Here is a 20,555-nt window from a genome sequence, read left to right on the forward strand (position 1 = left end):
CCCTCGTGGCGGAGCCACGTGGGCGTTTCGGCAACGCGGCGAGCGTGCGTGCCAGACACCGCGAGGCAGGCGGGAATTTGACGACAGGGCCTAGCGTGGCACTACGGGCTCGCCCACCCCGGGTGGGCGAGCCGGGCGCACATGGTCAGTGTCTCGGTTTGTGGGACATCGGCTGGGATGGCCCACGCCGTCGCACTACCCTTCCCCCATGACCTCGCTCCTGCCGTACGACAACCTGTCCCCCGTCACCCGGGCCGCCTATCAGGCCAGGGCCGCTGCCGAGCGGCTGGCGCCGCTGCCGCGGGCCACGAAGGACGACGCGCTGCTGGCCATCGCGGACGCGCTGGAAGTGCGTGCGGCCGAGATCGTCGAGGCCAACGCGAAGGACATCGCCAAGGCCCGCGAGGCCGGCACCAGCGAGGCCATCATCGACCGGCTGACGCTCACCCCCGAGCGCGTACGGGCCATCGCCTCCGACGTCCGGGACGTCGTGGCGCTGCCGGACCCGGTCGGCGAGGTCGTCCGCGGCTCCACCCTCCCCAACGGCATCGACCTGCGCCAGGTCCGCGTCCCGCTCGGCGTCGTCGGGATCATCTACGAGGCCCGGCCCAACGTCACCGTCGACGCCGCCGCCCTCTGCCTGAAGTCCGGCAACGCGGTCCTGCTGCGCGGCTCGTCCTCGGCGTACGAGTCGAACACCGCCCTCGTGCGCGTACTGCGCGACGCCGTGCACGGGGCCGGGCTGCCCGCCGACGCCATCCAGCTCGTCCCCGGCGAGGGCCGCGAGTCCGTGCACGAGCTGATGCGCGCCCGCGGCCTCGTCGACGTGCTCATCCCGCGCGGCGGCGCATCGCTGATCAAGACGGTCGTGGAGGAGTCCACCGTCCCGGTGATCGAGACCGGCACCGGCAACTGCCACGTCTACGTGGACGCGCAGGCCGACATCGACATGGCCGTCGACATCCTGATCAACTCCAAGGCGCACCGCGTGAGCGTGTGCAACGCCGCCGAGACGCTGCTCGTCCACAAGGACATCGCGGACGACTTCGTCCCGCGCGCCCTGGACGCCCTGGCCGACGCGGGCGTGACCGTCCACGCCGATGGACGGATCCTGGCCTACGCGGAACAGTCGAAGGCCACCGTCGTGGAGGCCACGGCCGACGACTGGGAGACCGAGTACCTCTCGTACGACATCGCGGCCGCCGTCGTGGACTCGCTCGACAAGGCCGTGGAGCACATCCGGCTGTGGTCGTCCGGGCACACGGAGGCGATCGTCACCACCTCGCAGCAGGCAGCCCGCCGGTTCACCCAGTTGGTGGATTCCACGACGGTCGCCGTCAACGCCTCGACGCGGTTCACCGACGGCGGGCAGTTCGGATTCGGCGCCGAGATCGGCATCTCCACGCAGAAGCTGCACGCCCGCGGTCCCATGGGGCTGCCGGAACTGACCAGCACGAAGTACATCGTCACCGGCGACGGGCACACCCGCTGAGCGGTCCTTCGGCGGGGGCGCGTGCCCTGCGCACGAATTCTCATACCGTCTGCCCAAAATGACCCCCCAGGTCTACTCTGGTTCCGTGCCGGAGGACGTGGGGGGCACGCCGTTTTCCGACGGCTGGGAGCCCGACGACGACCACGACCGCGGGGGCGCGGACGAAGAGTTCGCCTCCGTGGTCTTCGACGAGGACTTCATCCGCTCGGCAGCTTTCCATGAGCCCACGGCGGTGGAGCGGCTCGTGGCCGCCGCACAGGCGCGTGCCGAGGCCTCGGAGGCCGAGGCGCGGCGGGCGGGCGCCAGGGGCCCCGGCGCCGACGACGATCTCTACGACGACGGCTTCGGCCCGGACGACGACCCCGGCTTCGGTCACGACCGGGACTTCGACGACGACCTGTACGACCCGGACCTCGCCGAGGAGCGATACGGGCGTACGGGAATCTATGCGGGCCATGCCCGCTGGCACCGCCCCGTCGCCTGGATGCTCGCCCTCGTGATGGGCATCGGCATGGTCGCCCTGGCCTTCAGCGCGGTCTACCGCGGCGCCTCCTCGGGCGGCAGCCGGGACGTGCCTCCGCCGCCCGCCACCACAGGGCTGGAGCAGGGAGCGGACGACCCCGTTCCGACCGGCCCCTCCGCGTCAGCGTCCGCCGACTACTCCCAGCCGGCCGTCTCGGCCGTGCCGCGTACGCCCTGAGGCCCTCCCACGGGGCCGCCCGGGCCCGTACCGCCGAGGTGCCCGCCGACGCCTGTGCGGACCCGTCGGAATTCATGGTGAGAACCTGTCAGAAGTTGGCGCGCAGCAGGGCGTTTACCTGGGAGCCCGGCGACCTACTCTGAATGTATGGGCGGGCCTGGAGACCCACCTGAGGGGGTACCCGAGGGAGCTCCCGGCGGTGGTGAGGACGAGTACCGATCCGTCGTGTTCGACGAGTCGTTCATTCGCGCTGCCCGCCTCCAGGAATCCTCGGCCCGGGAGCGGATGACGGACCACGCTCCGGCCGTGCGGCGCCGCCCCGCGCTGCGCCGCGGACTGTCCCGGCAGGCCCTGATCCTCGTCCTGCTGATCGCCCTCGCCTTCGGCACCGCGATCTACATGGGCGTACGCCACCCCTACCAGGCGCCGGCGACCGCCCAGCCCCCCGAGCCGCTGCGTATGACGGTCATCCCGCTCGCCCCGCACGATCCCGTGCCCGGTGCCGCCGACACCAAGGCGCTGTTCGCGCACAGCAAGGCCGCGGAATTCCGGGTCGGCGCCGAGGGCATCACGCTGCCCGCGTCCCGGCGCACCGCGCACTTCTCCGACAGCCAGGTCGTGACCGCGCTGACCACCGCCAAGGACTATCTGGTCGAGTCGTCCCTGGACCCGGAGGTCCTCACCGGCGGTTCCGTACGGTCCGTGCGGGTACTGCTCGACCCGCAGCAGCTCGACCAGTTCGACCAGAGCTTCGACCACCCGGCCGCCGACGGACGGCACGCCGCCACCGGCTGGCTGGTGCGCTTCGACCCCGCCAAGGCGGAGCTCGCCGACCCGCAGATCCGTGTGCAGGGCACGCTGAACGCCGTCGAGACGGACTCGGGCACGCTCGAGGTGACCAGCAACCACACCTTCGTCTACGCCCTGCGGCCGGCCGGTGCCGACGGTGACGCGAAGGCCTCGCTGTTCACCGTCCGCCGTGAGCTGCAGTTCCGCTTCGACCGCGACGACCTGCGGATGCACCAGGCCGAACTGGTCGTCTCGTATGTGCAGGCCGGCCCGCTGTCCTGCTCCGTGGACTCGGCGGGCCGGCTGCAGCCGCTGCTCGCCGGCCAGACGGCGAAGGCGGGCGGTCCCGCGGCCGGTACCGATCCGTTCGCGACCGACAGTGCGGCCTCACTGTGCGGGACGCTGGCGCCGGGCGCCCAGCCCTCGCTGTGACGCGCCCGGCCCTCGCAGCGTGATGTGACGGCAGGGGGCGTCAGTCCTTGCTGTCGGTGTCACCGCCCCGGCCTCCGGCTCCCCAGAACGTGTCCCGCAGCTTCCCGCCGAGGTCGCCCGCGCCGCCCGCGATGTCCGTGACCAGCTTCATCAGGGGGTCCTTGGACTGGCGTACCTCGTCGGCGTAGCCCGCCGCCGACTCGCGGAAAGAGTCCGAGACCGAGGTGTCCTTGTCCTCGCCGCGCCGCGGGTAGTGGCCGTCCATGATCCGCTGGTGGTCGCGGGTCTCGGACCACTTCTTCAGCTCGGCCGCGCGCACCGTGGTGAACGGATGCGTGCGCGGCAGCACGTTCAGGATCTTCAGCACGGAGTCGCGCAGGTCGCCGCCGGCCTCGTACTCCTCGGCCTGCGCCAGGAACGCGTCCACGTTCATCTCGTGCAGATGGTTCCCGCCCGCGATCTTCATCAGGCCGCGCATCGAGGCCTGCAGGTCCTGGCCGACCAGGAGCCCTGCGCGGTCGGCGGACAGCTCCGACTTGCGGAACCACTCGCGCAGCGCCGTCACGATCGCCATGACCGCGAGGTTGCCGAGCGGGATCCAGGCCACCCGGACCGCCAGGCTCGTCAGGAACAGCAGGATCGTGCGGTACACCGAGTGGCCGGAGAGCGCGTGGCCCACCTCGTGGCCGATGACAGCGCGCATCTCCTCCTCGTCGAGCAGTTCGACGAGGCCGGTCGTGACCACGATGATCGGCTCGTCCAGGCCGATGCACATGGCGTTCGGCTGCGGGTCCTGGTTGACGTACATCGGCGGGACCTTCTCCAGGTCCAGGATGTAACAGGCGTCCCGCAGCATGTCGTTGAGGTGCGCGAACTGGGCGTCGGACACCCGTACCGAGTCGGAGAGGAACAGCAGCCTGAGGCTGCGCTCTGGCAGCAGTCCGCTGAGGGCCTTGAAGACGGTGTCGAATCCGCTGAGCCTGCGCAGGGCCACCAGCGCCGAGCGGTCCGCGGGGTGCTCGTACGCCCGGGACGAGATTCCCGGGAAGCGTTTGCGCTGCCTGCCGGGCACATTGTCGTGGCTGTCGTCGGTCATGCCGTCCCCCATGTCCTCTGTGTCCGTCCGCCGCGGCGCACGGCTGCTCCGGCGGCCCCCGAGATGGTGTCCACACTAGGCGGAGTTACCTTGGCTGGCAGCAGACCGAAGGAGTCGTCCGCCATGGAGCACGTCACTGCAGCCGCCTGGCTCACCGAGGCTGCGAACGCGGCCGCACAACAGGACCAGCAGGGAGCGGGCAATCTGCTGCGCATCGTGCTGGTCGTCGCCATCGTGGGCTCCGTCCTGCTCGGCTGGTTCCTGCTGCGGGGGTACCGCAGGGACGGCGGGGACGGCGACGGCGGCAGCGGCACCGGTGGCGGCAGCAGCGCGGGCGGCGGCAGCAGCACCGGTGGCGACGGCGACTGATCCGGCCGCGGGCGCGACAGCCGTCGGCCCATGGGGCAGGCGGGGCGAGGCTCCGCCCGTCCGCAACACCTGAGTCGGCGTGATCGCGGACGAGACCGGCGCTTACGATGGGCGCGAAGTCATTTCCCGATCCCACCTCCGGATAGGTCCCGCTGACGATGAGTCTCTACAGCGCCGCAGCCCAGCTGGCCCCTCTTGCCGCCGAGGGCGAGCAAGGCGGCAACCACGAAAGCCTCAGCCCGTTCGTCACCGGGGGCGGTGCGTTCCTCGTTCTGCTTCTGCTGCTGTGGATCACCACGCGCTTCAACCGGGACCGCTGATCCCCGGGCCCCGGGCCGTGGCCCTCGCGGCCGGAGCCGGCCGGCCGGGCCGGTAGGGTCTGCACGCATGGGAGAGCAGGACATGCCTACCGGTACCGGCCCGGTGAGTACGGCCAAGCGTCGCCTCGGCGTCATGGGCGGAACGTTTGACCCGATCCACCACGGCCACCTGGTGGCGGCCAGCGAGGTCGCCGCCCAGTTCCACCTCGACGAGGTGGTGTTCGTACCGACCGGGCAACCGTGGCAGAAGACCGACCGCAGAGTCTCCCCGGCCGAGGACCGCTATCTCATGACGGTCATCGCGACCGCCGGGAACCCGCAGTTCTCCGTGAGCCGCATCGACATCGACCGCGGCGGGCCTACCTACACGGCCGACACCCTGCGCGAGCTGCACGCGCTCAATCCCGACACGGATCTGTTCTTCATCACCGGCGCCGACGCGCTCGGCCAGATCCTGACCTGGCGGGACACGGAAGAACTCTTCTCCCTCGCGCACTTCATCGGCGTCACACGCCCCGGCCACACGCTGGCGGACCCGGGCCTGCCGGACGGCGGGGTCTCCCTGGTGGAGGTCCCGGCGCTGGCCATCTCGTCCACAGACTGCCGTGCGAGAGTCGCCAAGGGCGACCCGGTCTGGTACTTGGTGCCGGACGGCGTCGTGCGCTACATCGACAAGCGCAAGCTGTACCGCGGCGAGTGAGCCGAGAGGGGCACCGGTGAACGACCGATACGACGGGTACGCGGCGGGCGGGGGCCAGGGCGACCAGTACGAGCTCGTGGGATACGACGAGTTCGGGCAGCCGGTCTACCGGCAGGTGCCCGGGCAACAGCCGCCCCAGGTCCCCCCACAGAGCCCCCCACAGGGCTATGGCTCGTACGGTTCGGGGCAGCCGCAGGGCTACGGCTACGACCCCTACGCCACGGGCCAGCAGCCGCCCGTCCCGCCGCCCGTCCCGCCCTACGACACGACGTCGACCGGCCAGCAGCCGCCGGTGCCCCCCTACGGCTCCTACGATCCGTACGGTGCCGCCGGTCCAGGGACCGCGAACCCCCGTCCAGGGACCGCGAACCCCTCTCCTGCGGGTTACGACCCCTACGGGCAGGCCTCCGGCACCGGCCCGCAGCCGCGCGTGGAGCCGCGTGCCGCCGCGCGTACGGCCGAGCAGACCGCCTACATCCCGCAGCAGGGACGGCCCATGCCGGAGTCCGGGCCGCGTGAGGACCGCGACTACCGCACCGGGCAGTTCTCCTTCGTGGAGGAGCCGGACGAGGACTCCGAAGACGTCATCGACTGGCTGAAGTTCAGCGAGAGCCGCACCGAGCGGCGCGAGGAGGCCCGCCGCCGCGGGCGCAACCGCATGGTCGCCCTGGTCGTCGTCCTCGCGCTGGTAGCGGTCGGAGGCGTGGGCTATCTGTGGTTCGCGGGCAAGCTGCCCGGTATGTCCGTCGATGCCAAGGGTGGCGGCACGACCGCGGTGGGCGCCCAGAACCGTGACGTGATCGTCGTCCACCTGCACAACACCAAGAAGGGCGGCACCTCGACGGCGCTGCTCGTCGACAACACCACGACCAAGCAGGGCACCACCGTCCTGCTGCCCAACTCCCTCACCCTGACCGACGACGACGGGACCACCACCACACTGGCGAAGTCGGTCGACGGCGACGGCTCGGACGGCACGCGAGAGTCCCTCGACAACCTGCTCGGCACGGAGATCCAGGGCACCTGGCGGCTGGACACCCCCTACCTCAACAACCTCGTCGAGCTTGTCGGGAACATCGACATCAACACCGACACCGACGTCCCCGACCCGGACTCGAAGACCAAGAAGGGCGCCTCGCCCCTGGTGAAGAAGGGCGAGGACCAGACGCTGAGCGGCCCGATGGCGGTCGCCTACGCCACCTACCGGGCGTCCGGCGAGTCCGAGAACGCGCAGCTGGAGCGGTTCGGGCAGGTCATGCTGGGCGTGCTGCGCAAGATGTCGTCCGATCCCCAGGCCGCCACGACCACCGTGCAGTCGCTCGCGCAGATCCTCGACCCGTCGCTGAACGACAAGGACCTCGGCACCTTCCTCGCCAAGCTCTCCGACCTCGCCAAGGGCGGCGACTACAAGACCGACCTGCTGCCCGTGCAGCAGGACGGCACCGTGAGCGAGAAGGCCACCGACAACGTGGTCAAGAACGTGCTCGGCGGCACCGTGAAGAGCCCCGAGAAGGGCGCGGCCGTCCGGGTCGGCGTCAAGAACGCCACCGGCAACAAGAAGGCCGAGGAACAGGCCAGGGTCGTCCTGCTCAACGGCGGCTACACCTTCGTCGACAGCGGCACGGGCTCCGCAGCCCAGGCCGTGTCGCAGGTGGTCTACGCGGACGCGGCCGACAAGGACGACGCCGTCGAGGTCGCCAAGACGCTGGGCCTCCCGACGAGCGCCGTGAAGAAGGGCAAGACCGCGTCGAACGCCGATGTCTCGGTGGTGCTGGGCCAGAACTACAAGGTCCAGTCGTCGACCGCGACCGGCTCTTCGACAGCGACCGGCTCTTCCGGCGTCGGCGGGTGATCCGGTAATCGTTTGGGGCGGCGTCGGCGGTCCGTGAGACCCTTGAGGTGCTGCCTGTGCGAGGCGGCGGCCGGTCCCCGACCGGCCGCGGGCCCCGCGCAGTATCCGCAACCCAGCACCGAAACCACGACCGCCGACGGAAAGCCTTGTAGTGACCGCTACGGACCGCTCCCTGGAGCTCATCACCACCGCCGCCCAGGCGGCCGCCGACAAGCTCGCGCACGACGTCATCGCGTACGACGTCAGCGACGTGCTGTCGATCACGGATGCCTTCCTGCTGGCCTCCGCGCCCAACGACCGCCAGGTCAAGTCGATCGTCGACGAGATCGAGGAGCGGCTGAACAAGGAGCTCGGCGCCAAGCCGGTGCGCCGCGAGGGCGACCGTGACGCACGCTGGATCCTGCTCGACTACGTCGACATCGTGGTGCACGTCCAGCACAGCGAGGAGCGCGTCTTCTACGCCCTCGAGCGGCTCTGGAAGGACTGCCCCGAGATCGCCCTGCCCGCCGACGCGCAGGCCACCCGCGGCAAGTCCGAGGCGCACGCCAAGCAGCTGGCCGCGGAGGAGGCCGCCGAGATGCGGCAGCTGGGCGGTGAGCTGCGTTGAGCAGCGCCTCCGAGGGCGCCGGCGCGCCCGCTTCCGGGGGAGCCGACGTGCCGGGCGCCGACGCACGGCCGCGGACGGACGGTGACGGGGCAGGGCAGGACGCCGCACGCGGCCCCGAGCCCGAGCCGTCGCAGAAGGCGGGCCGTGGCCGCCGTGTCATCCTCTGGCGGCACGGCCAGACCTCCTGGAACCTGGAGCGCCGCTTCCAGGGCACCACGGACGTCGCCCTGACCGAGACGGGCCTCGGCCAGGCCCGCCGGGCCGCACGGCTGCTGGCCTCGCTGAAGCCGGACGCGATCGTCGCCTCCGACCTCAGCAGGGCGGTCGACACGGCCCGCGAGCTGGCCGTGATCACCGGGCTCGAGGTGACACAGGCCGAGGGCCTGCGGGAGACCTACGCGGGCGCCTGGCAGGGCCTGACCCACGACGAGATCATCGAGCGGTACGGCGAGCAGTACGCCGCATGGAAGCGCGGTGAGCCGGTGCGCCGCGGTGGCGGTGAACTGGAGACCGAGGTCGCCGAACGCGCCGCTCCGGTCGTCCTGCGGCACGCCGAGAAGCTGCCGCAGGACGGCACGCTGGTGGTGGTCAGCCACGGCGGCACGATCCGTACGACCATCGGGCGGCTGCTGGGCCTCGAGGCCCACCACTGGGAGGGGCTCGGCGGCCTCTCCAACTGCTGCTGGTCCGTGCTGGGCGAGGGCGCGCGCGGCTGGCGGCTGCTCGAGCACAACGCCGGCACGCTGCCGGAGCCGGTGCTGGGCGACGACGACTGACCCCTGTCGTCCGCTCGGCGCTCCTGTCGTCGATCTCGACGGCCGGCTCCCGCCGGCTGCCGGGACCCGTCTGCCGGTCCCGCGTCCGGTCCCGGTGCCTGACCGGGACCGGATTTCGCTTTCCGGCAGGTCGCAGGCTAAAGTTCTTCTTGTTCGCCCCGCCGGGCGGGAAGCGAGACATCATGCGGCTCCGCCGCGTGGCAAGGGGCTATAGCTCAGTTGGTAGAGCGCCTGCATGGCATGCAGGAGGTCAGGAGTTCAATTCTCCTTAGCTCCACGGATCGACACTCTGTTGAGTTGTCAAAGATCGGTGATCAGGAATCCCGTCCCCTCAGGGGGCGGGATTTTCTGTGCTCCACATGCGGATGATCTCCGTGGCCGCCTCGTCCGCCTCGTCCGAGGGCGGCCACAACCGCTGCCTGCGCTCCCTCAGCAGCGCGATCTTCTCGCGCGACTCCTCGTCCTCCGGCGAGTAGGCGACGATGCGGCACTCCGGCATCCCGTCGATCGACAGGGACAGCGAGGTCAGCCTCAGCTCGCCCACCGCCGCGTGGCGGAACGTCTTCACTCGCGGCCCCGGAGGTATGACCTCGCCGCTCGCCCACAGTTCCGCGAAGTACGGGCTGGCGGCCGACAGCGCCCGTATGAACTGCTCCCAGGCCGGCTCGCCGACATGTCTGCCGTACGAGGACCGCAGGGTCGCCACCATGACCGGCAGCTCGTGCTCCCGGTGCACCACCGGGCAGGCCTCCTCGGAGACGGTGAACAACGTCCACAGCACGTTCGGCACGCCGATCCTGAGCGTCTCCGGCACGACGAACATGTCGCGGTATGCGGGGTTGGTGGCGAGGATGTCGTACCGCGAGTTGTAGACCACCGCCGGATGAGGGTCGAGCGCGTCGATGACGTCCTGGACCGCAGGCCCGACCTGTTCCGCCAACTGCTCCGGGGCGGGGTCGAAGGGCACCTCCGCCAGGCGGTACAGATGCTCCCGCTCCGGCGAGTCGAGCCGCAGCGTGCGCGCGACGGCGTCCAGGACCTGCGCGGAGGCGTTGATCGGCCTGCCCTGTTCGAGCCACGTGTACCACGTGACGCCCACGCCCGAGAGCTGGGCGACCTCCTCGCGGCGCAGCCCCGGCGTGCGGCGCCGCAGGCCCGGCGCCATGCCCACGTCGGCCGGTGTCACCCGGGCGCGCCTGCTGCGCAGAAATGCGGCCAGCTCGGGCCGGCGGCGCTGTGTCGTCCCCATCGTCACGTCCCCCATCGTCGACGCCTGACTTGTCTCCTGCTCGTCCCCTGCCAGGTGCTGTCAGTACCAGCATCAACGGGCACTCGGCACCCGTACCGAAGCGTGGCCACGCTTGATGGCATGACGACGACACCTCAGACGGGCCCGGGTACGGCACCCGTTCCAAGTCCTGCAGTCAGTAAAGCCCCCGGCACTGACAACCGGCCCCGGCCGCTGCTCGCGGTCGTGCTGGCGGCCCAGTTCATGGCGCTGCTCGACGTGTTCATCGTGAACGTCGCGGCCCCCACGATCGGCACCGAACTCCACGCTTCGGGAGCCGACTTACAGTTGGTCATCGCCGGATACTCCATCACGTACTCGGTGCTGCTGATCACCGGTGCGCGGCTCGGCGACCGGCTCGGCCACGGCCGGGTCCATCTCGTCGGGCTCGCCCTCTTCACGGCGGCCTCGCTCGCCTGCGGTCTGGCGCAGGGCTCCACCGAACTCATCGTGTTCAGGCTGGTCCAGGGCGCCGGCTCGGCCGTGATGATCCCGCAGGTGCTCAGCCTGATCCAGCGCCACTTCACCGGCGAGGCCCGGGTGAAGGCGCTCGGCGCGTACGCGGCGGTCATCGCGACCGGCGCCGCGGCCGGGCAGGTGCTCGGCGGATTGCTGGTCAGCGCCGACCTGTTCGGCACCGGATGGCGGCCGGTGTTCCTCGTCAACGTGCCCGTGGGCGTCGTACTGCTGGCCGTCGGCAGGCGCGTACTGCCGCGGGACCACGCGGCGGCGCGGGAGCGGGCGCGCGGCCTCGACCTGCCGGGACTGGTACTGCTCGGCGCCGCCGTGTCGCTGTTCACGGTGCCGCTGGTGCTCGGGCAGGAGGAGGACTGGCCGTTGTGGTCCTGGCTGTCGCTGGCCGCGGCGGCCGTCCTGTTCGGCGTGTTCTGCACGTACGAGTCGCGGCTGGCCCGGCGCGGCGGCGCCCCGCTGATCGCGCCCCGCGTGCTGCGCCACCCCGGCATGGGCCTCGCCGTCTTCCGCATCATCGCGGTCATGGCCGTCAACGGCGGTTTCCTGTTCGCGCTCACGCTGCACGTCCAGGGCGGCCTCGGTTACAGCGCGCTGCGGGCGGGCCTCACCTTCGCGCCGACCGCGGTCGTCTTCGGCCTGGTCGGTCTCACCTGGCGCACCTGGCCCGCGTCCTGGCAGCGCCGGCTGGCGCCGGCCGGGTTCGTGCTCACCGCGCTCTCCGTGGCCGGCGTGGGCCTGCTCCTGCAAGGCGGCGACGCCGGCGGCGCACTGCTGTACGTCGCGTACGCAGGCGTGGGCGTCGGGTTGGCGCTCGGCTTCAGCCCAACGCTCACGGGAGCGCTCGCCACGGTTCGCCCCGAGGACGCGGCGGACGCCAGCGGTCTGCTCGCGACGGTCGCGCAACTCGGTCAGCTGATCGGCGTCGCGGCGTTCGGCACACTGTTCCTGAACCGGCTTGAGTCATTCGGCGCCCACAGCGCGTATACGTCTGCGGAGGCGCTCCTGGCGTGCATGTACGCGTTGACCGCGACGGCCGCGGTGGGCGCCGTGTCCGGACTGGTACTGAGGCGTCGCTGACCGTGTCGCTCCAGCCGTGGCAGAATCGGACGGCCGGAAGGGAGCTGCTACCTTCGCCGAGCGTGGCCCGACTGAAGGGAGAGCGCGATGCCTGCGAGCATCCTCGAGGAGTACGGCATCCTCGATGTGGCCGATGTGAGCAACAGAGCGACACTCCTCAGGGCGGAAACCACCTCTCCCACGCATCCGGGCGCCCCCTGTGGCGGTGACGGCGCTCCCCTCGCGGCCTGCGCAACCCGCCTCGAATGCCCGTCCTGCGGCTCCGCCCACGTCGCCCAGGTCCTCGGCGACAACGGCGGAGTCTCCTTCGTGTGCACGGCCTGCGGCCACAGCTGGAGCTGATCGATGGGTGCACACAGGCGGAAGTGCGACTGGTGCGGCAGCGGTACGCCGATCGTCCGTGACATGGAGCCGGTCAACCCGGACTACCAGTACTGGTGCGAGGAATGCGCGCGGGCGCTGATCATAAAAGGCGACCCGATCGAGACCTACCGCGAACTCGAGGGCGAGCCGATCTACGGGCGGCTCCTCGACGAGCACTGCACCCTCAAACGGTTCTACTCGTTCGCCACCGCGTGACCTTCATCGCGGTGAGCACCAGAAAGGCACAGCCGGCTGCCGCGTAGAGCGCGGACAGTGCCAACTGCCCGCTGTCCTGGTGCAGTTCGTGCCTCCCGCTGCCGTGCGGTACCCACCACAGGGCGTACGAACAGAAGACCAGCCCCAAGACCGCGGCCGCGGCCCGGCATGCCCGGTAGCCCTGACCCCGGCGTGCCGCCTCGCTGCCGAGGAGCACCACGATGGGCACGCACCACACCCAGTGGTGCGACCACGAGATGGGACTGATCAGCAGACCCGTGGCCGCACAGGCGGTCGCGGCCCAGGCCCGTTCGCCGCGCAGCGCCGCGGCCACGGCGACCGCCAGACCCGCCGCCGCGGCGATCGCGGCGACCGCCGGCCACCAGCCGCCGGGATCCCCGGTGTGCAGAAGCCGGGCCAGTACGCCGCGCAGCGACTGGTTCGCGGTGTCCTCGGTGCGCCCGACCCGGGCCGTCTCGAACACCATCCGCGTCCAGAAGCGCAGTGAGTCGTACGGCAGGACGGCGGCCGCCAGCAGTGTCGCGCCGGCGAACGAGGCGGCCGCCACGCACGCGTGCCGCAGCCAGGGCCGCCACGCGTCGTGCCGTACCGCTGCTACGACGCCCGTCAGCGTCAGAAAGACGATGAAGAGAGCGGGTGTGAGTTTGATCGCAGCCGCGACGCCGATGCCCGCACCGGCCCATCGGCGGTGGTCCCTCCGCGACAGGTCCCACAGCACCAGCACGGCCAGCAACAGGTTGACCTGCCCGTACCGCAGCGTCGTCCACACCGGCTCGCACCAGACCGCGAGCGCCGCGATCCACCAGGCGAGCGCCACGCGCGTGTGCCCGACGAGCCGCAGGGTGAGCCAGGCGAACGTGACGAGAAGCCCGAGGTTCCCGGCGGTCGCCACCATCCGCATGGCCGTCGTGTCCAGCAGCGTCAGCGGCGTGAACAGCAGAGCGGCGAACGGCGGGTAGGTGGTGGGCAGACGGGCGTCGGTGGCGCGCAGTGCGTAGAGGTCCTCGCCCGCGCGTACCGCCTCGCCCTCGGCCCGGTAGACCATCAGATCGATCATCGAGACGTCGGCGACGCGCTGCGCGATGCAGAAGGCCGTGAAGGAGACCAGGCAGGCCCCGACGGCCACGGGCACGCGCAGGCGGGTGCGGGGGAACGCGATCACGGTCACGAAGGCCGACAGTACCGGCCTTATCGGTACATCCCGGAAACGATTTGGTGGTGCACCGGGATGACCGTGTAATGTTGGCGGAGCCGCCGGGGGAACCGGGCGGAACACCTCAAGGGGCTATAGCTCAGTTGGTAGAGCGCCTGCATGGCATGCAGGAGGTCAGGAGTTCAATTCTCCTTAGCTCCACGAGTACGAGGGCGACCTGTGTCCGCGGAATGCGCGGACCGGGTCGCCCTCGTCGTTTTTGCGCGGCTGCGCCGCGTGTTGCGGGGGCTTCGCCACCCGCACCCCCTTTGAAGCGGTCAGAGTTGCCGCCCGAAGAGGGGCGAGTTTGTGAGGCGCGGGCAACTCGCGCGAGCGCCGTAGGAGATGAGACGCGCGCCACCGGATCGGGTGACACGCCTTTCGTTGCGGGTCCTTGACCGGCGTCGACCGGCGTCAGCCCCGTCCGCTGCCGAGCGCCCGGCGGCCCCCGCCCGGAGGCAGGACCGGCAGGCTCGAGCGCCTCGGAGCAGGCGGCTGCTCCTGTTCGATCCGCAGTGCGAGCGCGGGGCAGCGGCGCACGGCTCGCATGGCGCGCGCCGCCGAGTACTGCGGCACCGACGCCTCCGCGACGGACGGAAAGCCGTCAGGACCCAGCTGGATGAGTTCCGGGACGATGTCCGCGCACAAACCATGGCCCTGGCACAGCGTCCAGTCGACGGCGAGTCGCTGACCGGTCGGCGCGTCACCGGCTCCGCCTCCGGCGCCTCCGCCCGCGGCACCCTCCTCCTGGAGCGGCAGGACACCCGTGACGGGTCTGCCGCAGCCACCGCCCAGGGCGTGTGCCGCGAGATCGTCCGTGAACGCCGAGAGGGCGGAGTCCAGGAACGCGGCCGAGCCGTCGGGGTGCTTGCATGCGCCACGGCGCTTCACGGCCTTGGTGACCTGGCGCAGGGCCTCCAGGGCCGCCGGGCCGCCGCCGTTCAGCATGTCCGCGAGCCCTCTGGCCGCCGCGGGCAGGCCGAGGTAGCAGGGGCCGCACTGTCCGGCGCTCTCCGCGGCGAGCCAGTTCGCCACCCGCAGCGACTCGCCGAGCGGGCAGGTTTCCGGGCCGATCGGCAGGATGGCACCCGCGCCGAGCGCACCACCGAGGGCGTCCAGCGACGCACGGGAGACGACCGCGTCGTGCACGGCGGCCCCGTTCAGCCACTTGCCGTGGTAGCCGCCGGTGAGCACGCCCTGCGGCACCGGAGGCGCGCCGGCCAGTTGCAGCACGTACCGCAGAGGCACTCCGGTGGGAACCTCCACGACCATGGGGCGGGCGACGGCGCCGGAGATGGTCAGCATCACCGTGCCGGGCTCGTCGTGGAGGCCGGTGTTGCGGTAGCGGCCGGCGCCGATCCGCGCGGCGACCGCCAGCTGGGCGAACGTCTCTGCGTTCGACAGCAATGTGGGTGCGCCGCCCACGCCGCTGTCGGAAGCACGCACCTTGCGCCCTGGAGGCAGCGGCGGGCCGCCGTCCGCCGAGCGGATCAGCGCCGAGGACTCGCCGGTCACCATGCGCACCGGATTGCGCTGCACGCGCGCGCGTAGAGGCGCCCCGCGCCGATTGGTGAGGCCGCGCTCCGCGAGCGCGGCCTGCATCGACGCCTCGGTGGAGTTGCGCGTCACACCGACGACGAGCGTGCGGGCCCCCAGCGCCTCGGCGGCCAGCAGGGCGCCGTCGAGGATCAGGTGCGGGGAGCGGTTGATCAGCACCGTGTCCTTGCGGCAGGCGGGCTCGTCCTCGCTGCCGTTCACGACCACCACGGGACGTACGCCACGGCGGATCGCCGACTCGGCGACCGCCCGCAGCTTCCTGGCGAAGGGGAAGCCCGCTCCGCCGCGGCCCTTCAGGGAGATCTGCTCCGCGAGCGAGGCGAGCTGCTCACCGCCCATCGGCTCGAGCGGGCCGTGCACCTTCAAGTGCATGGCGAGATCCAGGCGTTCGACCAGGTCGAAGCCGGAGGTGAGCTGGGGGAGCCCGACGACACGGACCTCGGGGACGTCGGGCAGAGCGGCGTTCACTTCATGCCTCCGGTGGGGGCGCTCCAGGGCTCGCCGGAGCTGGGCGCCTGGAAGGGCCCGGGGAGGGTCTCGGTGGCGGAGCCGCCGTCGTACGCGGGATCGGCGGCAGCCGTGTACGGGGTGCCGTGGTGGGGGGTGTCGTACGTGGTGTCCCATGAGGCGGAGGCGGACGGGAGTGCCTCGCCGGGCGGCGGCGGGGAAGGGGCGGGCCAGCGGCCCGTTGCCGCCGTTCCGGTGTCGTCGAGGCGTGGCAGGGCCTCGGTCGGCCGGCGGCCCAGGGACAGGTCGATGCGCTCGGTCTCGTCGTGCCGCAGGCCGTCCCGCGCGCGCGGGATCGACGAGACCGCACGGTAGGCGGCCGAGATACCGGCGCCCGCGCGGGGCGAACGCGGGGACGCCGAGGGCCGCGGCGGGGCTTCGTAGAGCGGCGGGGAAGGCGGTGTCATGCCGCGCAGAGACGCGTTCGAGGAGACGTTCGACAGGGGCGGGAAAGCAGGCTCGGGGCGAGGCAGTGCGGTCGTGCCGCCGACGGTGGAGTAGCCCAGGGGCCCGCCGCCCAGAGTCGAGCCTCTCGGCGCCGGACCGCCCGGTGGCGTCTCGCTCAGCGAGCTGCCGGGCAGAACAGCGCCCGGCAGCGGAGAGTCCGCCGCGCCCCGGCGCGCTCGCGCCCCGCGGGGGCCGTCGTCCGGCTGCAGCACCGCCAGGATCCGGGCGGCGACCCGCCGCTTGACCGGAAGGGGCGCGGCGCGCAGCGCGATGGCGCCCCCGACCGCGGCCAGGGCCAGGCAGTACGTCACCGTCACCCAGGTGGCGGCGGGACGGCCCGCGTACAGCCCGTGCACCAGGGCCGAGCACCAGGCCGGGTAGGCCAGCATGTGCACCGCCCGCCAGCGGGCGGCCACCTGGACCGGGGACGCGAAGGCACTCCGCAGGGCTCCCGTCAGCCCTGTGGTCACCATGAGCAGGGCGGCGAGGGAGCCGAAGCCGATGAGGCCCTGCGTACCGGTGAAGCCGAGGCCGAAGGGGATCAGGGCGGCCAGCAGCGTGGTGTGGTCCAGTGCGAGCTTCACCGTGATGTGCAGCAGCAGGAAGGCGAGCGCGGCGACCGCGGTCGTGCGGTGCACGGCCTGGGCGAGCAGCCGCTGGCGGGAGTTGAGGAACAGCCGGTCCGTGGCGACCAGGCCCCAGATCACGGAGCTGGTCAGGGAGACGAGTGACAGGACGCCCGCGCCGAAGTCGAGGAAGTCGCGGAAGCCGTCGCCTCCGACGAACACGAGCACGGGTATGAGCAGCAGCGTCATCGCCGCCACTCCGCCCCGGGCCGTGGGGCCCGGTAACGAAAGAGAACGGATCTTGCGACGAGGGTTCATGGGCGGCGACTCCGAATGGTTCGGCAAAGCGTTCCCACAGCCGCATGCTAGGTGTCAGCAAACCGTTGGGTACGTGGTTTGAGTTATTGCGTTGTTACCTAAGGGCAACCCGGGATTTCTGCTGCCCCGATAGGTGGTACGCGGGGCGCCGCCCAGACTTTCAACGGTGTGAGCCACGCCACGCGCGCGTGGCCGACGTTCCGCCCGGGCGGATGCTCGTCGCGGGCCCTGCGGGGGCTGCGGTACCCTGACGCCATGCGTGCCGTACGCCTTCTGCTTAGCGGGCCGCGCTGATCAGTGCCGACGGAAGAAAAGATCCCGTCGGAATCGGCGCGGCGTCCCCTCCTGTGCGAGGGGATTTTTCGTTTCCGAACCGGTTGCGCACTGCTTCCGGACCGCTGGCAGAGACGATCGATGGAGCTTTGAGGATCATGAGCGAGACGAATTCCTCCCCCGCTGCCGAAGGCGCGGGAGGGGCCACGGCCGAGGTGGCCGCGCCGCACCGCTACACGGCCACGACGGCCGCCGAGATCGAGGCACGCTGGCAGGACTTCTGGGAGGCCGACGGGACGTACGAGGCCCCCAACCCCACGGGTGACCTGGCGGGCGACCCCGCCCTGGCGGCCAAGCCCAAGAAGTTCATCATGGACATGTTCCCGTACCCGTCGGGTGCGGGACTGCACGTCGGCCACCCCCTGGGGTACATCGCCACGGACGTCTTCGCCCGCTTCCAGCGCATGACGGGCCACAACGTCCTGCACACCCTGGGATTCGACGCCTTCGGCCTGCCCGCCGAGCAGTACGCCGTGCAGACGGGCACGCACCCGCGCGTGTCCACCGAGGCCAACATCGAGAACATGACGGCGCAGCTGCGCCGCCTGGGCCTGGGCCACGACAAGCGCCGGTCGTTCGCGACGATCGACCCGGACTACTACAAGTGGACCCAGTGGATCTTCCTGCAGATCTTCAACTCCTGGTACGACGAGGAGGCGAAGAAGGCCCGTCCCATCGAGCAGCTGGTCGCCCAGTTCGAGAGCGGTGAGCGCGCGGTTCCGGGGACCACGCGCGCGTGGAACGAGCTGACCGCCGCCGAGCGCGCGGACGTACTGAGCGAGTTCCGCCTGGCGTACGCCTCGGACGCGCCCGTCAACTGGTGCCCTGGCCTGGGCACCGTACTGGCCAACGAGGAAGTCACCGCCGACGGGCGCTCCGAGCGCGGCAACTACCCCGTCTTCAAGGCGAAGCTGCGCCAGTGGAACATGCGCATCACCGCCTACGCCGACCGGCTGCTGGACGACCTGGAGGCGCTGGACTGGCCCGAGGCCATCAAGCTGCAGCAGCGCAACTGGATCGGGCGGTCCGAGGGCGCCCGCGTCGACTTCCCGATCGACGGCGAGCGCATCACGGTGTTCACCACGCGCCCGGACACCCTGTTCGGCGCGACCTACATGGTGCTGGCGCCCGAGCACCCGCTGGTCGAGAAGTTCACCCCGGCCGCCTGGCCGGAGGGCACCCACGAGGTGTGGACCGGCGGCCACGCGACGCCGGCGGAGGCCGTCGCCGCCTACCGTGCGCAGGCCGCCTCGAAGTCCGACGTCGAGCGGCAGGCCGAGGCCAAGGACAAGACCGGCGTCTTCATCGGCGCGTACGCGACCAACCCGGTCAACGGCGAGCAGGTCCCCGTCTTCATCGCCGACTACGTCCTGGTGGGCTACGGCACCGGCGCCATCATGGCTGTCCCGGCGGGCGACCAGCGCGACTTCGAGTTCGCGCGCGCTTTCGAGCTGCCGATCCGCTGCATCGTCGAGCCGACGGACGGCCGCGGCACCGACACCTCGACGTGGGAGAACGCCTTCGCCTCGTACGACGCGAAGATCATCAACTCCTCCAACGACGACATCTCGCTGGACGGCCTGGGCGTCGTCGACGCCAAGGCGCGCATCACCGAGTGGCTGGAGCGCAAGGGCATCGGCCAGGGCACCGTCAACTTCCGGCTGCGCGACTGGCTGTTCAGCCGCCAGCGCTACTGGGGCGAGCCGTTCCCCATCGTCTACGACGAGGACGGCATCGCCCACGCGCTGCCCGAGTCGATGCTGCCGCTGGAGCTGCCGGAGGTGGAGGACTACTCGCCGCGCACCTTCGACCCGGACGACGCCGACACCCAGCCCGAGACCCCGCTGTCCCGGAACGAGGAGTGGGTCAACGTCACGCTGGACCTGGGTGACGGCCCCAAGAAGTACCGTCGCGAGACCAACACCATGCCCAACTGGGCCGGTTCGTGCTGGTACGAGCTGCGCTACCTGGACCCGCACAACAGCGAGAAGCTGGTCGACCCGGAGATCGAGCGCTACTGGATGGGCCCGCGCGAGGGCCGGCCGCACGGCGGCGTCGACCTGTACGTGGGCGGCGCCGAGCACGCCGTGCTGCACCTGCTGTACGCGCGCTTCTGGTCGAAGGTCCTGTTCGACCTGGGCCACGTCTCCTCGGCGGAGCCGTTCCACAAGCTGTTCAACCAGGGCATGATCCAGGCCTACGTCTACCGGGACAGCCGCGGCATCGCGGTGCCGGCCGCCGAGGTGGAGGAGCGCGACGGCGCGTACTACTACCAGGGCGAGAAGGTCTCCCGGCTGCTGGGCAAGATGGGCAAGTCCCTGAAGAACGCCGTCACTCCGGACGAGATCTGCGCCGAGTACGGCGCGGACACACTGCGCCTGTACGAGATGGCGATGGGCCCCCTGGACGTGTCGCGGCCGTGGGACACGCGCGCGGTGGTCGGCCAGTTCCGGCTGCTGCAGCGGCTGTGGCGCAACGTGGTCGACGAGACGACCGGCGAGGTCACCGTCGTCGACGCGGCGGAGTCCGACATCGACGAGGACACGCTGCGCGCGCTGCACAAGGCGATCGACGGCGTCCGCCAGGACCTGGAGGGCATGCGCTTCAACACCGCCATCGCCAAGGTCACCGAGCTGAACAACCACCTGACCAAGGTGGGCGGCGCGGTGCCGCGGTCGGTCGCCGAGCGCCTGGTGCTGCTGGTCGCGCCGCTGGCCCCGCACATCGCCGAGGAGCTGTGGCGCAAGCTGGGCCACACCGACTCGGTCGTCCACCGGGACTTCCCCGTGGCCGACCCGGCGTACGTCGTGGACGAGACGGTGACCTGTGTCGTGCAGGTCAAGGGCAAGGTCAAGGCGCGCCTGGAGGTCTCCCCGTCGATCTCGGACGAGGAGCTGGAGAAGGTGGCGCTGGGCGACGAGAAGGTCGTGGCGGCGCTGGGCGACGCGGGCATCCGCAAGGTGATCGTGCGGGCGCCGAAGCTGGTGAACATCGTTCCTGCGTGACGTTGCGTCACTCTCCGTAGTCACGGGCTGCGGATCGGAGGGCTGCACATCGTCCCTG

At 71.1% G+C, this 20,555-nt stretch carries 18 protein-coding genes and 2 tRNA genes; 15 read left to right on the forward strand and 5 right to left on the reverse strand.

Translation table 11 applies throughout. The features are described from left to right. Positions 1–208 precede the first annotated feature (208 nt). From ACWD4J_RS25050 to ACWD4J_RS25060, 3 genes are all read left to right on the forward strand, one after another. Complete coding sequence (locus ACWD4J_RS25050) at positions 209–1,492, forward strand: glutamate-5-semialdehyde dehydrogenase (RefSeq protein ID WP_451397670.1); 1,284 nt, start codon at positions 209–211, stop codon at positions 1,490–1,492. An 85-nt stretch (positions 1,493–1,577) separates the two neighbouring features. Then, entirely contained in the window at positions 1,578–2,192 is a 615-nt protein-coding gene (locus ACWD4J_RS25055; RefSeq protein WP_451397671.1) for an SCO2584 family spore wall biosynthesis protein, read from the forward strand. A 147-nt stretch (positions 2,193–2,339) separates the two neighbouring features. Then, positions 2,340–3,413 carry an SCO2583 family membrane protein gene (locus tag ACWD4J_RS25060; RefSeq protein ID WP_451397672.1) on the forward strand — a complete coding sequence of 358 codons (1,074 nt, stop codon included), beginning with the start codon at positions 2,340–2,342 and terminating at the stop codon, positions 3,411–3,413. Between the two features lie 40 nt (positions 3,414–3,453). Here the strand turns inward: ACWD4J_RS25060 and ACWD4J_RS25065 are convergent, their stop codons facing one another. Beyond that, positions 3,454–4,509, reverse strand: coding sequence for a M48 family metallopeptidase (locus ACWD4J_RS25065; protein ID WP_451397673.1), 1,056 nt, complete (start codon positions 4,507–4,509; stop codon positions 3,454–3,456). Positions 4,510–4,632: 123 nt separating this feature from the next. Between ACWD4J_RS25065 and ACWD4J_RS25070 the strand changes: the two genes are divergently transcribed. The 7 genes from ACWD4J_RS25070 (at position 4,633) to ACWD4J_RS25100 (ending at position 9,410) form a co-directional block, all read left to right on the forward strand. Continuing rightward, positions 4,633–4,878, forward strand: coding sequence for a hypothetical protein (locus ACWD4J_RS25070; RefSeq protein ID WP_451397771.1), 246 nt, complete (start codon positions 4,633–4,635; stop codon positions 4,876–4,878). Positions 4,879–5,036: 158 nt separating this feature from the next. Further along, entirely contained in the window at positions 5,037–5,198 is a 162-nt protein-coding gene (locus ACWD4J_RS25075; RefSeq protein WP_451397674.1) for a hypothetical protein, read from the forward strand. Between the two features lie 67 nt (positions 5,199–5,265). Next, positions 5,266–5,898, forward strand: coding sequence for a nicotinate-nucleotide adenylyltransferase (gene nadD / locus ACWD4J_RS25080; protein WP_451397675.1), 633 nt, complete (start codon positions 5,266–5,268; stop codon positions 5,896–5,898). Between the two features lie 16 nt (positions 5,899–5,914). Beyond that, positions 5,915–7,750, forward strand: coding sequence for an LCP family protein (locus ACWD4J_RS25085; RefSeq protein ID WP_451397676.1), 1,836 nt, complete (start codon positions 5,915–5,917; stop codon positions 7,748–7,750). A gap of 151 nt (positions 7,751–7,901) precedes the next feature. Then, the gene (gene rsfS / locus ACWD4J_RS25090) at positions 7,902–8,357 is read left to right on the forward strand and encodes a ribosome silencing factor (RefSeq protein ID WP_451397677.1); all 456 of its coding nucleotides are present in this window, start codon (positions 7,902–7,904) and stop codon (positions 8,355–8,357) included. Positions 8,358–8,515: 158 nt separating this feature from the next. Further along, positions 8,516–9,133 (forward strand): histidine phosphatase family protein, encoded by a 618-nt coding sequence (locus tag ACWD4J_RS25095; RefSeq protein WP_451397765.1) that lies wholly within the window; start codon positions 8,516–8,518, stop codon positions 9,131–9,133. A gap of 204 nt (positions 9,134–9,337) precedes the next feature. Next, a tRNA-Ala gene (locus tag ACWD4J_RS25100) sits at positions 9,338–9,410 on the forward strand. A gap of 54 nt (positions 9,411–9,464) precedes the next feature. On the opposite strand, the gene ACWD4J_RS25105 is transcribed toward ACWD4J_RS25100, so the two are convergent. After that, positions 9,465–10,397 carry a helix-turn-helix transcriptional regulator gene (locus ACWD4J_RS25105; protein WP_451397678.1) on the reverse strand — a complete coding sequence of 311 codons (933 nt, stop codon included), beginning with the start codon at positions 10,395–10,397 and terminating at the stop codon, positions 9,465–9,467. Between the two features lie 105 nt (positions 10,398–10,502). Between ACWD4J_RS25105 and ACWD4J_RS25110 the strand changes: the two genes are divergently transcribed. The 3 genes from ACWD4J_RS25110 (at position 10,503) to ACWD4J_RS25120 (ending at position 12,551) form a co-directional block, all read left to right on the forward strand. Next, a complete protein-coding gene (locus ACWD4J_RS25110) occupies positions 10,503–11,972 on the forward strand; it encodes an MFS transporter (protein ID WP_451397679.1) in 1,470 nt (489 codons plus the stop codon). Between the two features lie 87 nt (positions 11,973–12,059). Then, entirely contained in the window at positions 12,060–12,314 is a 255-nt protein-coding gene (locus ACWD4J_RS25115) for a hypothetical protein (protein WP_451397680.1), read from the forward strand. Between the two features lie 3 nt (positions 12,315–12,317). After that, positions 12,318–12,551: a hypothetical protein gene (locus ACWD4J_RS25120; protein ID WP_016643127.1), complete on the forward strand. Its 234-nt coding sequence runs from the start codon at positions 12,318–12,320 to the stop codon at positions 12,549–12,551. On the opposite strand, the gene ACWD4J_RS25125 is transcribed toward ACWD4J_RS25120, so the two are convergent. Beyond that, positions 12,520–13,740, reverse strand: a complete 1,221-nt coding sequence (locus tag ACWD4J_RS25125; protein WP_451397681.1) for a glycosyltransferase 87 family protein — start codon at positions 13,738–13,740, stop codon at positions 12,520–12,522. The two genes, ACWD4J_RS25120 and ACWD4J_RS25125, sit on opposite strands and share 32 nt — an antisense overlap. 113 nt (positions 13,741–13,853) lie before the next feature. On the opposite strand from ACWD4J_RS25125, the gene ACWD4J_RS25130 reads away from it, so the two are divergent. Beyond that, positions 13,854–13,926: transfer RNA gene (locus ACWD4J_RS25130), tRNA-Ala, on the forward strand. A 252-nt stretch (positions 13,927–14,178) separates the two neighbouring features. On the opposite strand, the gene ACWD4J_RS25135 is transcribed toward ACWD4J_RS25130, so the two are convergent. Together ACWD4J_RS25135 and ACWD4J_RS25140 are read right to left on the reverse strand one after the other, a co-directional pair. Then, positions 14,179–15,789, reverse strand: a complete 1,611-nt coding sequence (locus ACWD4J_RS25135; RefSeq protein WP_451397682.1) for an NADH-ubiquinone oxidoreductase-F iron-sulfur binding region domain-containing protein — start codon at positions 15,787–15,789, stop codon at positions 14,179–14,181. Further along, positions 15,786–17,090 (reverse strand): cytochrome b/b6 domain-containing protein, encoded by a 1,305-nt coding sequence (locus tag ACWD4J_RS25140; protein ID WP_451397683.1) that lies wholly within the window; start codon positions 17,088–17,090, stop codon positions 15,786–15,788. Before ACWD4J_RS25140 ends, ACWD4J_RS25135 begins: the two co-directional genes overlap by 4 nt. Positions 17,091–17,590: 500 nt before the next feature. On the opposite strand from ACWD4J_RS25140, the gene leuS reads away from it, so the two are divergent. Beyond that, positions 17,591–20,497, forward strand: coding sequence for a leucine--tRNA ligase (leuS, locus tag ACWD4J_RS25145; RefSeq protein ID WP_451397684.1), 2,907 nt, complete (start codon positions 17,591–17,593; stop codon positions 20,495–20,497). Positions 20,498–20,555: the final 58 nt, after the last annotated feature.

The sequence above is a fragment of the Streptomyces sp. NPDC002577 genome (assembly GCF_053594815.1).

Coding starts and splice junctions, on each gene's coding strand:
- ACWD4J_RS25050 (WP_451397670.1), top strand. CDS start 209: ATGACCTCGCTCCTGCCGTACGACAACCTGTCCCCCGTCACCCGGGCC.
- ACWD4J_RS25060 (WP_451397672.1), top strand. CDS start 2,340: ATGGGCGGGCCTGGAGACCCACCTGAGGGGGTACCCGAGGGAGCTCCC.
- ACWD4J_RS25065 (WP_451397673.1), bottom strand. CDS start 4,509: ATGACCGACGACAGCCACGACAATGTGCCCGGCAGGCAGCGCAAACGC.
- ACWD4J_RS25070 (WP_451397771.1), top strand. CDS start 4,633: ATGGAGCACGTCACTGCAGCCGCCTGGCTCACCGAGGCTGCGAACGCG.
- ACWD4J_RS25075 (WP_451397674.1), top strand. CDS start 5,037: ATGAGTCTCTACAGCGCCGCAGCCCAGCTGGCCCCTCTTGCCGCCGAG.
- nadD (WP_451397675.1), top strand. CDS start 5,266: ATGGGAGAGCAGGACATGCCTACCGGTACCGGCCCGGTGAGTACGGCC.
- ACWD4J_RS25105 (WP_451397678.1), bottom strand. CDS start 10,397: ATGGGGGACGTGACGATGGGGACGACACAGCGCCGCCGGCCCGAGCTG.
- ACWD4J_RS25110 (WP_451397679.1), top strand. CDS start 10,503: ATGACGACGACACCTCAGACGGGCCCGGGTACGGCACCCGTTCCAAGT.
- ACWD4J_RS25115 (WP_451397680.1), top strand. CDS start 12,060: ATGCCTGCGAGCATCCTCGAGGAGTACGGCATCCTCGATGTGGCCGAT.
- ACWD4J_RS25120 (WP_016643127.1), top strand. CDS start 12,318: ATGGGTGCACACAGGCGGAAGTGCGACTGGTGCGGCAGCGGTACGCCG.
- ACWD4J_RS25140 (WP_451397683.1), bottom strand. CDS start 17,090: ATGACGCTGCTGCTCATACCCGTGCTCGTGTTCGTCGGAGGCGACGGC.
- leuS (WP_451397684.1), top strand. CDS start 17,591: ATGAGCGAGACGAATTCCTCCCCCGCTGCCGAAGGCGCGGGAGGGGCC.